General features: G+C 34.8%; 11 protein-coding genes. 10 read left to right on the top strand and 1 reads right to left on the bottom strand.

The features are described from left to right. Window positions 1-3 precede the first annotated feature (3 nt). The gene (locus ACE01P_RS15570; RefSeq protein WP_379699523.1) at window positions 4-2,397 is read left to right on the top strand and encodes a M28 family peptidase; all 2,394 of its coding nucleotides are present in this window, start codon (window positions 4-6) and stop codon (window positions 2,395-2,397) included. Window positions 2,398-2,441: 44 nt separating this feature from the next. Here the strand turns inward: ACE01P_RS15570 and ACE01P_RS15565 are convergent, their stop codons facing one another. Continuing rightward, the gene (locus tag ACE01P_RS15565; RefSeq protein WP_026727436.1) at window positions 2,442-2,837 is read right to left on the bottom strand and encodes a rhodanese-like domain-containing protein; all 396 of its coding nucleotides are present in this window, start codon (window positions 2,835-2,837) and stop codon (window positions 2,442-2,444) included. A 148-nt stretch (window positions 2,838-2,985) separates the two neighbouring features. On the opposite strand from ACE01P_RS15565, the gene ACE01P_RS15560 reads away from it, so the two are divergent. From ACE01P_RS15560 to ACE01P_RS15520, 9 genes are all read left to right on the top strand, one after another. After that, the gene (locus ACE01P_RS15560) at window positions 2,986-3,888 is read left to right on the top strand and encodes a LysR family transcriptional regulator (RefSeq protein ID WP_379699520.1); all 903 of its coding nucleotides are present in this window, start codon (window positions 2,986-2,988) and stop codon (window positions 3,886-3,888) included. Between the two features lie 242 nt (window positions 3,889-4,130). After that, window positions 4,131-4,946 (top strand): NAD-dependent epimerase/dehydratase family protein, encoded by an 816-nt coding sequence (locus ACE01P_RS15555; protein ID WP_379699518.1) that lies wholly within the window; start codon window positions 4,131-4,133, stop codon window positions 4,944-4,946. Between the two features lie 69 nt (window positions 4,947-5,015). Continuing rightward, the gene (locus ACE01P_RS15550) at window positions 5,016-6,893 is read left to right on the top strand and encodes a DUF2207 domain-containing protein (RefSeq protein WP_379699515.1); all 1,878 of its coding nucleotides are present in this window, start codon (window positions 5,016-5,018) and stop codon (window positions 6,891-6,893) included. A 99-nt stretch (window positions 6,894-6,992) separates the two neighbouring features. After that, entirely contained in the window at window positions 6,993-7,469 is a 477-nt protein-coding gene (locus ACE01P_RS15545) for a methylated-DNA--[protein]-cysteine S-methyltransferase (RefSeq protein WP_379699512.1), read from the top strand. Between the two features lie 158 nt (window positions 7,470-7,627). After that, window positions 7,628-8,341, top strand: a complete 714-nt coding sequence (locus ACE01P_RS15540; protein WP_379699510.1) for a 3'-5' exonuclease — start codon at window positions 7,628-7,630, stop codon at window positions 8,339-8,341. Window positions 8,342-8,417: 76 nt separating this feature from the next. After that, a complete protein-coding gene (locus ACE01P_RS15535; RefSeq protein WP_379699508.1) occupies window positions 8,418-9,491 on the top strand; it encodes a winged helix DNA-binding domain-containing protein in 1,074 nt (357 codons plus the stop codon). A 110-nt stretch (window positions 9,492-9,601) separates the two neighbouring features. Continuing rightward, window positions 9,602-11,041: a nucleoside recognition domain-containing protein gene (locus tag ACE01P_RS15530; protein ID WP_379699506.1), complete on the top strand. Its 1,440-nt coding sequence runs from the start codon at window positions 9,602-9,604 to the stop codon at window positions 11,039-11,041. A gap of 209 nt (window positions 11,042-11,250) precedes the next feature. Beyond that, window positions 11,251-12,000, top strand: a complete 750-nt coding sequence (locus ACE01P_RS15525) for a hypothetical protein (RefSeq protein WP_379699504.1) — start codon at window positions 11,251-11,253, stop codon at window positions 11,998-12,000. 77 nt (window positions 12,001-12,077) lie between these two features. Continuing rightward, the gene (locus ACE01P_RS15520; protein ID WP_379699501.1) at window positions 12,078-13,682 is read left to right on the top strand and encodes a fumarate hydratase; all 1,605 of its coding nucleotides are present in this window, start codon (window positions 12,078-12,080) and stop codon (window positions 13,680-13,682) included. The last annotated feature ends 24 nt before the right edge of the window (window positions 13,683-13,706 follow it).

Raw genomic sequence — 13,706 nt, 5'->3', positions numbered from 1 at the left:
ACCATGAGAAAAAACCCCACCTCAATTCTAGCCATAGTCTGCGTTTTAGCTTTACTTGGCATTATATATGCCACGATGATGCCGCAAGGAATCTCGAAAGATGATGAAGCGCTCGCTGAGTTTTCGACTGAAAGAGCCTTAAATCAGGTCGAGATTATTGCGCAGAAACCGCACTATGTCGGATCGACCAATCACGAGCTTGTTGCTAATTATCTTATTTTAGAATTAAACAGAATTGGTTTAGAAACGAGTGTTCAGGAAGGTTTTACTCTAAATGATAAAGGTCTTTTGGTAAAGTCAAAAAATATTTTGGCTCGAATTAAAGGAACAAACAATACAAAAGCACTTTTACTTCTTTCTCATTACGATAGTGCACCGCATTCTTTCTCAAAAGGTGCCAGCGACGATGCTTCTGGAGTCGCAACAATTTTAGAAGGTGTTCGTGCCTTTTTATATTCTAAAAATCCTCAAAAAAACGATATTATCATTTTATTCTCTGATGCAGAAGAATTAGGATTAAACGGTGCAGCTTTATTCGTCAACAAACATCCTTGGGCAAAAGACGTTGGTTTAGTTTTAAACTTTGAAGCCAGAGGAACTTCTGGACCAAGCTACATGCTGATGGAAACCAATAAAGGAAACGAAGCTCTGATTAAGGAATTTACGAAAGCAAAACCTTCTCATCCAGTTTCAAATTCGTTGATGTACAGTATTTACAAAATGCTTCCAAACGATACCGATTTAACGGTTTTTAGAGAACAAGGAAATATTCAAGGATTCAATTTTGCTTTTATTGATGGTCATTTCAACTATCATACGCAACAAGACGACGTCCAGCATTTAAATAAAAACACATTAGCGCATCAAGGCACTTATATTATGCCTTTGCTGAAATACTTCTCAAATATTGATTTAAACCAAACCGAGTCTACAGCAGACAATGTTTATTTCAATGCTCCTTTTACATTCATCAGTTACCCGTTTACTTGGGTAATGCCAATGACATTGATCGCTTTTGGTTTATTGGCTATTTTCATTTTTGTTGGAAAAGCAAAAAGAATCATCACTTTCACAGAAATTTTTAAAGGTTTTGTTCCGCTTTTAGGATCACTTATAATTGCAGGATTGGTAACGTTTTTAGGATGGAAACTTATTCTTGAAATTTATCCGCAGTATTCTGATCTTTTAAACGGATTTACCTATAATGGACATGCCTATATTGGCGCTTTTGTTACATTAAGCATTGCGATCTGTTTTGCTTTCTACCATCATTTTTCTGAAGCTAAAATCACGATGAACCATTTTGTGGCTCCTTTGCTACTTTGGATTATCATTAATGCATTTTTAGCGAATAGCTTAACAGGTGCAGGTTTTTTAATTATTCCAGTTTATTTCGGAATTTTATTATTCGGGATTTTTGTCTTCACACAACATTACAGTTTAGGAATGAATTTAATATTCTCTATTCCTGCATTGGCAATTGTTGCGCCATTCATCGTAATGTTCCCAATTGGTTTAGGACTTAAAATATTATACGGAAGTGCTATTTTAACCGTTTTATTATTCGGATTGTTATTGCCAATATTTGGCGCTTTCGCTAAAAAAGGAGCCTGGATAGTTGTATTCTTCCTTTCTTCTATGGCATTTTTCATTTACGCCGGATATCACTCTGGTTATGAATACGGGAAAGCCAAATCAAACAGTTTATTATACGTTTACAATGCTGACAACAATTCGGCTGTTTGGACGACTTATGATACTAATTTGGACGAATGGACTAAATCTTATTTAGGCGAAACCAATCAAAAAGCAGTTGGATTAAATACACTTCCGCTGTCAAGCAAATACAACACAACGTTTACTTACAGCGCTATTGCTCCAGTTGTTGAAATTCCGAAACCAACCATTCAATTTTTAAGAGATAGTGTTATCGGAAATAATAGATATTTGAAAATCAAGATTACTCCAAATAGAAAAGTAAACCGTTACGACATTTATGCTAATCCGAAAATGATGTTTTATAACTTTAAAGCAAACGGAGTAGCAACTTCTGGCGAAAAAGGAAATCGCCTGCAAAGAGAAGACAGCAAAATTTTATGTTATTATGTCGTAGCCAACGAACCGCTTGAAATGGAATTCTACATCAATAAATCGTCTATTTTTGATATGGATTTAATAGAAAGTTCGTTCGATTTAATGACGAATCCGTTATTAAATGTCAAACCAAGAAATGATTGGATGATGCCAACCCCTTTTGTTTTAAATGATGCCGTTTTAATACAGCAGAAAATTAAAAGATATACACCTCCAGTAAAACCGATCGAACCAGTTGTGGTTAAAGATAGTTTAGCGGTTACTAAAGATAGCGTAACAGCTCCGGCGGTAAAACCAGAATAAAAATAAAAAAAGGCAGACTTAGAAATTAAAGTCTGCCTTTTTCTTTAACAAGCGCATTCAATTTTCAAGCCTTGCTTTTCGCCTTTTGTGCCTTCGGTTGCATAGCCATCGATTTTCCACCATTCCAAACCGCCAATTAGTTCTTTTACTTTGAAACCTAATTTGGTCATATTCAAAGCTCCTTTTGTAGAGGCATTACAGCCAATTCCGGTGCAATAGGTCACATACAAAACATCTTTATCTAAATGTTGTGTAGTTTCTAAGTTCATTTCGCGATGTGGAATATTAATCGCATTCGGAATGTGTTCTTCGTCATAACCAAAAGCTCTTCTGGCATCGATTACGATTATTTTTTCTCCATTATTTAAAGCTTCAAATAAATCTGACGGATCCATTTCAAAAGCTAATTTGTTTTCATAATGTTTAATTTGTGCTTCCATGTTGTCTGGTTTTTTAATGTTTTACTTTTCCAAAAGTAGCCGAACATCAAACACCAGAAAAACGAAAAGAATTCATCAAGAGCATTACTTTTTTTCATACAAAAGCCAGCCTAAAATTTTGTTACTTTGCGTATTAATTCTTCAAAAAATGGAAATTCGTCATCTAAAATTGATCAAAGCAATCGTCGAAGAAGGAAGCATCACAAAAGCGATCGACAAACTTCATTTGACACAATCGGCTTTGAGTCATCAGCTCAAAGAAGCCGAATATCAATTGGGAACGGCCATATTTTTAAGAACAAATAAAAAACTGGTACTCACAAAAGCGGGCGAAAAAATCTACGAACTTGCCAATGAAATCCTGAACAAACTAGCCGAAACCGAAACTCAGATCAAACAAATGGTTTTTGGTGAGCATGGCGAAATCAGAATCAGTACCGAATGTTTCTCGAGTTACCATTGGCTTCCTTCGGTTTTAAAACAATTTCATCTTTTATATCCGAATGTTGAATTGAAGATTGTAGCAGAGGCCACTCATATTCCATTGCAAAAATTGCTAGACAATACAATTGACATTGCCATTGTAAGCGATCAAATAAAAGACAGCAACATCAAATATCAAGAACTTTTTCAGGATGAAATGATGATGATAGTTTCCGAAAATCATGCTTGGGCAGATAAAAAATATGTTATTGCAGAAGATTTCATTAACGAACATTTGATTATCCATTCGCTTCCTTTGGAAACGGTTACTATTCATCAATTTCTTTTGGCCCCAGCCAAAGTAAGTCCGAAAAAAATAACTCCAATGCCATTAACCGAAGCTTCTCTCGAAATGGTAAAAGCCGATATGGGCGTGATGTCGATGGCAAAATGGGCATTTACTCCTTATTTAAAAACCACTTCATTGCGAGCTGTTAAAGTTGGAAAAAATGGCTTGAAGAGAAAACATTTCATCGCCACTCGAGCAAATGAAAGTTATCCTGATTATTTTCATCATTTCATCAACTTTCTGCAATCTGAAATCAACTTACAATGGAATATTCAATAAGAAACGATTAAATTTTACAATAGAATGGGCGCAAAAGGAAAAGACAAAGTCCGATTTACTTTAGCTTTGTAAAAAATTTAATCTCGCAAAGTCGCTAAGACGCAAAGTTTTTTTATTTCACGCAGATTTTAAAAAGATTTAAGCTGATATACACAGATAATTATTTCAAATAAGATCTGTAAAAATCTGTCAAATCTGCATGAAACAAAACCTTTGTTCCTTTGACCCTCAAATAAAAAAAAATGAAACAAATAAGCATTTTAGGCTGTGGCTGGTTAGGTCTTCCTTTAGCAAAAACATTAATCGCAAAAGGTAATTCAATAAACGGATCAACAACGTCAGAAAATAAACTTCCTATTTTAAAAGATGCTGGAATAAATCCGTTTTTAGTGACGCTTGAAAGCGAAAGTATTTCTGAAAACATCTCTGATTTTTTAGTGGAAAGCGAAATTCTAATTATTGATATTCCACCAAAATTAAGAGCCGTTGATCCTAATTCTGAGAAAAAAGCTTTTGTAGAAAAAATCAAGAATCTGATTCCTTTTATAGAAAAATCGACGGTTAAGAAAGTGCTTTTTGTAAGTTCAACATCTGTTTATGGTGACAATAATGATTTTGTAACCGAAGAAACTAAACCCAATCCAGACACTGAAAGCGGGAAACAATTGGTTTTAGCTGAAAAGCTTCTTCAAGAAAATCAAAACTTTGAAACCACCATTCTCCGTTTCGGCGGATTGATTGGCGAAGATCGTCATCCTATAAAGTTTTTGGCTGGAAAAGAAAACCTAGAAAATCCAGATGCTCCAATCAATTTAATTCATCAAAATGATTGTATTGGCGTTATCGAAGAAATCATAAATCAGTCCAAATGGAATGAGGTATTTAATGCGGTTGCACCTTTTCATCCAACAAGAGAGGCGTTTTATTCCCAAAAGGCGATTGAAATGAATTTATCAGAACCGAAATTCAGCTCTGAAAAATCGAATATTAAAAAAGTGATTTCAAGTGAAAAAATTGAAAGCGTTTTAAATTATAAATTTGATTTGGATGATTATTAAAAATCATAAACCTTAGATTTTAAAATAAAAACACTATTTTTCCTTCATAAAAAATAATTGTTTTTACAGATGAAAAAACTGAGGTTTCTATTTTCAATCAGCATTTTATTCCTTTCCGTTTTTCAAAGTTTTGCGCAGGACGAATCTTATTCTTCTGATGAAAATCCAGAAAAAATAAAACAATTTCACGCTGATATTCTCTTAAAAGAAAATGGAAATATCATCGTTACCGAAACCATTAAAGTTTATGCTAAAGGCGAGCAAATAGATCACGGTATATTTCGAGAACTTCCGCTGATTAGTAATTCGTCAAAAGTTTCTAAAAATACGTTTTACACCGTTTTAAATGTAATGCGAGACGGTTACAAAGAACCTTATCATATCGATGGAGATTCTGAAACCTTTAAAATCTATATTGGCGACAAAGATTATATACTTCCGGAAGGAACTTACACCTACAAAGTGACGTATGAAGTCGAAGCGCAAACACACTCTTACGATGATTTTGATGAAATTTACTGGAATGTTAACGGAAACTACTGGCAATTTGAAATTGACAATGTTACCGCAAAAATAATTTTACCAAAATCCGCCAAAGCCTTTCAAACGTCTTGTTATACTGGAATTTTAGGATCGACAGAGCATGATTGCAATGCCAAAATAATTGACAATTGTGTTTATTTTACTTCTAAAAATCTAAAAAAAGAAGAAGGTTTTACCATTGCAGCAGGTTTTCCTAAAGGAATTGTACACCAGCCGTTTTTCTCTCCGCATTTTAAAATGGAGGAATTTTTAGATCTGGAAAAAATACTTTTAGCAATCGCATTTGTTTCGATTTGTTTTTCATTTTACTATTTCTCCTGGAAAAAATATGGTGAAGATCCGTTACTGAAAAACGAAGTTCGGAAAATCGACCTGAAAGCCCTTTACTCTGCAACGTCTTTGCATTACATAAAAGAACGATATGCTACTTCGCAAACACTTTTGGTCGCGATAATTAATCTTTCGATGAAAGGCGCGATCGAAATTTCTGATAACGGAAAAAAAAGTTGGGCAGATCAATTTCAATATTCACTTAAAAAAGGAAACACTCCAGCCAATTTATCCAAAGAAGAAAATGCTGTTTTAGAGGCTTTGTTCGAAGAAAATGATTCGTTTGCAATTGATAAAGATACCTATCTAATCTTTGATAAAGCAGACAAAGCGCTTGAAAAATCGCTCCAAAGTCAATACAAGATAAAAGACTATTTTTCGAGCAACTGGAAACAAATTTTAATTGGCTTTGCCCTAACAATTCCGTCTTTGTTGGGATATTGTTACTTAGCAAAAGGAACTATTTACTGGGCAGCCATTTTCGGCATTATGTTTTTCATATTCACATTCCTTCTACTAAAAGCACTTTTAAAAGTAATTATTAAAGTTGAATTTGGAGCAATTTTAATTTGTCTGTTTTTATTAGTCTTTACAAGCATTTTTTGCTACGGATCATTTGTTGCGATCAATGTCGACAAAAGCTATTCTGGCCTAAATTTGCTAGTTCTCTTTTTAATAATTTCCGGATTTAGTCTCTATTTAGGTTTGATAAACGCTTATACGCAACTCGGCGTTGAGACAAAATCTGAAACTAAAAAACTGAAACAGTTTTTATTAGATTACAAACCCGAAGAAAATGAAACTGCCATACGTGTTTATGAAGAAAATCTGCCTTACGCCTTTGCATTAGGCATTGAAGAAAAATGGAATAAAAAATTTAGTGATATTTTAAAAAGACTGAACTACACCAACAATTGGATAAAAACCACTGATGGTTCTTCGGGATTTTCAGTAAAAATGATGACACATTTTAGTTCTACCTACAATTCCTATTCAAGCAGTTCAAGCAGCGGAAGTTCGGGTGGAGGAAGCTCTGGAGGCGGTGGAGGCGGTGGCGGAGGCGGCGGCTGGTAAAATCGACATTCAAAGTTTAAATGAACTTATATAACTTATATGGTTTAAAATATTTTGCGAACTTTGCGTAAATCTTTTGCGCCTTTGCGGTTAAAAATTATGGAAACAGTTTACATCAATTCGCCTCTCGGAATCACCAAAATTATTGGAGATGAAAACGGTATTTCGGTAATTTCCGTTTCTGATGTTGGTACAAATGAAGTTTCAGAAACCATTCCTGAAGTTTTACAAGACGCTGTTTCGCAATTAAATGAATATTTCGAAGGCAAAAGAACCGATTTTGATCTTAAACTGAATCCGCAAGGAACTGAATTTCAGCAAAAAGTTTGGAAAGCTTTATTGGAAATTCCATACGGAAAAACGGTAAGCTATATGGATCAGACCAAAAAACTGGGTGATGTAAAAGCAATTCGTGCTGTGGCTTCGGCAAATGGTAAAAATCCACTTTGGATTGTGGTTCCTTGTCACCGCGTTATTGGTACAAACGGATCTTTAACCGGATATGCTGGCGGATTATCTCGCAAAAAATGGCTTTTAGAACATGAAAGTCCTTCTGCGCAACAAAGTCTGTTTTAGTTTTTGCCACGAATTTCACGAATTCCCACCAATTAAAAACATTAAGACATTTAAATCTTTGCCTATAAAAAAGTAATAAAATTCTCCTTATTAAAAAAGTTATATATTTATCCTTAAAAAGAATTTGTGTTAATTAGTGAAATTCGTGACAAAAAAATATGATTGAAAAAATAAACCTCAATAACATTTTATTTCTTGATATAGAAACCGTTCCTGAAGAAGAGAATTTCAATTCGCTTGACGCGGAAATGCAATCCCTTTGGGATTTGAAGACGCAATATCAGCGAAAAGACGAGTTTTCTCCAGAAGAATTTTATGAACGTGCAGGAATTTGGGCTGAATTCGGAAAGATAATCTGTATTTCTGTTGGCTTTTTTACGATCAAAGGCGATGTTCGAAATTTTAGAGTGACTTCTTTTTTTGGTGAAGAAAAGAAAATCTTAAAAGACTTTTCGAATCTGATCAACAATCATTTCAAACAACCACAGCATTTGATGTGCGGACATAATTCCAAAGAATTTGATATTCCGTTTATTGCCCGAAGAATGATCATCAATCAAATGCCAATTCCAGACAAACTGAATTTATTCGGAAAAAAACCTTGGGAAATTCCGCATTTAGACACTTTAGAATTATGGAAGTTTGGCGATTATAAGCATTTTACTTCGCTAAAATTGCTAACCAAGATTCTTGGTATTCCTTCTCCAAAAGGCGATATTGATGGAAGTCAAGTTGCTCATGTCTATTATGTCGAAAAAGACATTGACCGAATTATTACCTATTGTGAAAAAGATACAATTGCTGTTGCGCAGGTATTTCTTCGTTTAAGAAGAGAAGATTTATTGATTGAGCAAGAAATTATTCATGTCTAATTAAAGGGACAAAGGAACAGAGAAACAAAGGGACAAAGTTTTTTAAATGAACTTATATCACTTATATGGTTAAAAAATGACACACGAGGAAATTTCACATTACCGTTTGGTTTCGCAAAAGCTTTATAAGACACCCTCTTGTTCGCCTCAAGAAATTGTGAAGCATTTTGGTGCTATGCAGGCTCAAGATTATGCAATGGCAAAATGGGCAATTGGTTCTCGTTGTGATTCTGGCGAAAAAGAGATTGAAGAAGCTATAAATTCGGGCAAAATTATCCGAACTCATATTCTGCGTCCGACCTGGCATTTTGTTTCTCCTGATGATATTTATTGGATGTTGGAACTTTCGGCTCCACAAGTGAAACGCTTTACGGCTTCTGCGGCTAAAAAATTCGGTTATAATGAGAAAAAACTAAATCAAGTCAATACTTCTATCGAAAAACTATTGGCAGGAAATAATCATTTGACTCGAGATGAAATCATGCAGGAACTCGGCATCAAGAAAACTTCAAAAGAAGATTTTTTGAGTGCAGCCATTATGATGAATGCAGAATTGGATGGTTTGGTTTGTAATGGAAAAATGAAAGGCAAACAAATTACGTATGCTTTACTCGAAGAAAGGGTTTCTAAACCAAATTCCAAATTAACCAAAGAAGAAGCATTAGCAAAATTGGCGCAACGTTATTTTGAAAGTCATGGCCCAGCAACAGTACTTGATTTTTCGTGGTGGTCAGGTTTTCCACCTACAATTTGCCAAAAAACAATTAACGCAATAGAGTTGCAATTAAACCAAATAACTATTGATAATCAGCAATATTGGTTTAAAAAAGAGCTTAAACACGAGGATAACTTTCGCGAAAGCGTACATTTCCTTCCCGCTTTTGATGAGATTCTAATTTCGTATAAAACGCGTGAAGCTTCTTTCAATACCGAACATCAATCGAAAGTTTTTACCAATAATGGCATTTTCAAACCCATAATTTTAGAAAACGGAAAAGTAATCGGGATCTGGAAAAGAACTTTCAAAAAAGATCATGCTAAAATCGAAACGGAGTTTTTTAAAGAAACTGAAGTGAGTAAAAAGCAAACCCTTTTTGAAGGAATTAAATCTTTTGAAACTTATCTCGAAACCAAAATTGTTATTGAATAACCTGAATTTTAATAAAAAAATTGTTGCTCGTAACCTTTACTTCTGGTTTCACTGCTAAAATCTTTATGCTTATTATTGCTAAATAATTACATTTACAAAAAATTACAATTATGGTATTAAGCAGATTTTGGTTAGCGATTTTTATTTCTTCGATTGTTTTTATTGTAGTCAGTTTGTTCACTGCCAACACGTATACCATTGATTCTATTTTGAATGGAAAGAAAGACGATCCTGTTTTGGTTTCTGAAAAATACGTTGAAGAACTTCCTGCTTTCTTAAAAGACAGCATTAAAAAAGCGCCAGATCAGACCATGATTATCAATCGTGATACGCTAAATGCAGACACGACTTACGTTTACAAAAACAAAACCGTAAAAATTTACAGCGGACTTCAAAAATCAGACGGATTATTGCCAACTTGTAAAAGCACTTTGGTTGATTTAATTCTGCCTCTTATCGCTTATTTAGCTTTTTTCTGTGGTTTAATGGAACTTTTAATTGTTTCTGGAGCTTCTGGGAAATTAGCAAAAGCTTTAAGTCCGGTTTTCGTGAAAGTGTTTCCAAGTATTCCGCAAAACCACCCTTCGATATCTTACATGACATTGAATTTTGCTGCCAATTTCTTGGGATTAGATTCGGCTGCAACACCTTTTGGATTGAAAGCCATGGAGAGTTTACAGGAAATAAACCCCGAAAAAGACAAGGCGAGCGATGCGCAAATTATGTTTATGTGTCTTCATGCATCTGGTTTGACTTTGATCGCAACTTCGATTATCGGTTATCGCGCTGCGGCAAACGCAAGTAATCCTGCTGATGTCATGCTGCCTTGCATCATAACTTCGTTTATCGGAACCATTGCGGCTTTCTTGATTGTTGGAATCAAGCAAAAAATCAATTTCAAAAGTGCTTCGCTTCTTATTGGTTTAATGGTTTTGATTGCTGCAATTGTAAGTTTGCTGATGTATGTGAATCATTTGGACTTAATCGGAAAAAACTATTTTACTTCTAACCTTTCTGGATTAATCTTAATTGCGATTATTGCGTTTACTTTGATTTTCTCATTCCGACATGAAAAGAAATTCAAAGAAGCAGAAACTACTGTTTTCGATACTTTTGTTGTTGGTGCCAATAACGGAGTTAAAACTGGAGTTACAATTTTTCCATACGTTTTAGGAATGTTAGTTGCGATTTCGTTATTCAGAAATAGTGGTTTATTCGAAATTATAAGTGACGCAATCGGATTTATCTTTTCGAATTTAGGCGTAAGCAAAGAAATTACCAATGCACTTCCTGTTGCAATGTTACGTCCATTTAGTTCTGCAGGTTCAAGAGGTTTCCTAATCGATTCGATGAATACTTTTGGAGCTGATTCTCTAACTGCAAGATTGAGCAGTATTTTCCAATGTAGTGCTGAGAGCACGTTCTACGTAATCGCAGTTTACTTTGGATCTGTAAATATCAAAAATACACGTTACGCTTTGGGCACAATGCTTTTAGTAGATTTGATCTGTGTGATTACAGCTATTTTTGTTGCTACTTGGTTTTTTTAAAAAAATATAGACCAATATTTCTGCATTAAAAATTCATTCTAAATATCTTTATTACAAAGAATAAAGACCAATTAATTAAAGTTTTAAAAGAAGCCATGAAAGGAATTAAACCTAATTTTCATGTGCTTCTTTTTCTTTTTTCTTCAAAAAATTCTCATAATTTTATACTTTAGAGGTTTCTCTATAAATTAATTAAATATCCCCCAAAGATGAAAATCCGCACTCTTTTTTTCTCCCTACTTATTTTTATCGGATGCCAAAGAACAAAACCTACAGATGCTGCACCGCCAACAATAGCAGAAATCATTGAACCGCAAGAAACACTAGAAGTTTCTGCTGATGATAAGATCATTAAAACCGATACCGTTGCCATTTACACAGACGGAACAGAATCTTCTACAGATTTTATCCTGGCACATTTGGTAGATCAGCAAGCAGACAAAGACAGTATTGTTACAGTAAAATACCGATTAGACTTTTATCAGAATAAAACCAAAACGGCATCTTCTAAAGTTGCTATAAAAGGTTTTGAGAAAGGTTCTGAGTGGACGGCTTCTTATGGTTTAACATCTGAAACTTCTAAAAATTCTCCATTCATACAAATCACCGTTGGATTTCCAGCATGTGGTTATTCGCATGACAACTATCTTTATTATTTAAAAAATAACGGATTACAATTGGTACACCAATGGAGCTCAATGTCCGACAGTGGCTGGGGAAGCTGGGTTGAAATAGCAAACCCTTCTAACAATTCTGACCCAAAATCCTTTTATTGCAAAACTGTTGCGTTTATACCTGCAGACGAAGACGAAAACATGGACATGGGAATCCTTAAGCATTCAGACTCAATATCTTTCGAATTAAAAGACAGCAAATGGAAAAAGATGTTGCTTTCTGCCAAAGACAAACCATACTTTGAGAAGAAAATGACATTTGATCAATTTAACACTTCAGAATAGAAAAACATCTGCAGAAGAGTCCTAATTCAAATTCTTTCTTAGGTAAATAATTTCTAAATTTGTAAAAAAACAAAACAATGATTGATTTTATATACCAAGATCCTTATCCGATCTTAAAGGATGATACGCAGTACCGCAAAATCACTTCTGATTTTGTAAAAGTGGAACAATTTGGAGAACGTGAAGTTTTAACGGTTGACCCAAAAGGTTTAGAATTATTGGCTGAAGAAGCTTTGACAGATGTTTCGTTTATGCTAAGAACAACGCATTTACAAAAACTAAGAAAAATTCTAGACGATCCAGAAGCAACTGACAACGATCGTTTCGTGGCTTACAATTTACTTCAAAATGCTTCTGTAGCTGCTGAAGGACAATTGCCAAGCTGCCAAGATACTGGAACTGCGATTGTAATGGCTAAAAAAGGCGAAAGCATTTTTACAGGCGTTGATGATGCAGAATGGTTAAGCCGAGGTATTTTCAATACGTATCAAAAAAGAAACTTACGTTATTCACAGATTGTTCCGATTTCGATGTTTGAAGAGAAAAATTCAGGATCAAATCTTCCGGCGCAAATTGATATTTATGCTAAAAAAGGAACTTCTTACGACTTTTTGTTTATGGCAAAAGGCGGAGGATCTGCAAACAAAACATACTTATATCAACAGACAAAATCTTTATTGAATGAAAAATCTATGGATGAATTCATTCGCACAAAAATCAAAGATTTAGGAACTTCTGCTTGTCCTCCATACCACTTAGCTTTGGTAATTGGAGGAACTTCGGCGGAAGCCAACTTAAGTGCTGTTAAAAAAGCATCTGCTGGGTATTATGATCATCTTCCAACTTCAGGAAACATGGCGGGTCAAGCTTTCCGTGATTTAGAATGGGAAGAAAGAGTTCAGAAAATCTGCCAGGAAAGTGCAATTGGAGCGCAGTTTGGAGGAAAATATTTCACACACGACGTTCGTGTAATCCGTTTGCCTCGTCACGCAGCTTCTTGTCCGGTTGGATTAGGAGTTTCTTGTTCTGCGGATAGAAACATCAAAGGAAAAATCACTAAAGACGGAATCTTCGTTGAGCAATTAGAAGTAAATCCAAAACAATTTTTACCAGAGACAGCTCCGCATTTAGAAGCTCCTGTAGAAATTGATTTAGATCAACCAATGGGAGATATTTTGGCAAAATTATCTCAATATCCAGTTAAAACGCGTTTGAAATTAAACGGAACTGTAATTGTTGCCCGAGATATTGCTCACGCAAAAATCAAAGAATTGTTAGACGCTGGAAAACCAATGCCAGAGTATTTCAAAAATCACCCCGTTTACTACGCTGGTCCTGCAAAAACTCCAGACGGAATGGCTTCAGGAAGTTTCGGACCAACAACTGCTGGACGTATGGACGTTTATGTAGATGAATTCCAGAAAAATGGCGGAAGTATGGTGATGCTAGCAAAAGGAAATCGTACAAAACAAGTTACAGATGCCTGCAACAAATACGGTGGATTCTACTTGGGTTCTATCGGAGGCCCTGCTGCAATTCTAGCTCAAGACAACATTCTAAAAGTTGAAGTAGTTGATTTTGAAGAATTAGGAATGGAAGCTGTTCGTAAAATCACGGTTAAAGATTTCCCTGCTTTTATTATTACTGATGATAAAGGAAATGATTTCTTTGCTGATTTATAATGTTTTTTTGCCACGAAGGCACTA

Origin of the sequence: Flavobacterium sp. HJSW_4, assembly GCF_042436695.1 — a bacterium.
In the GTDB taxonomy this organism is placed as follows: Bacteria; Bacteroidota; Bacteroidia; order Flavobacteriales; family Flavobacteriaceae; genus Flavobacterium.
This window is presented reverse-complemented; position numbering and strand designations above follow the sequence as displayed.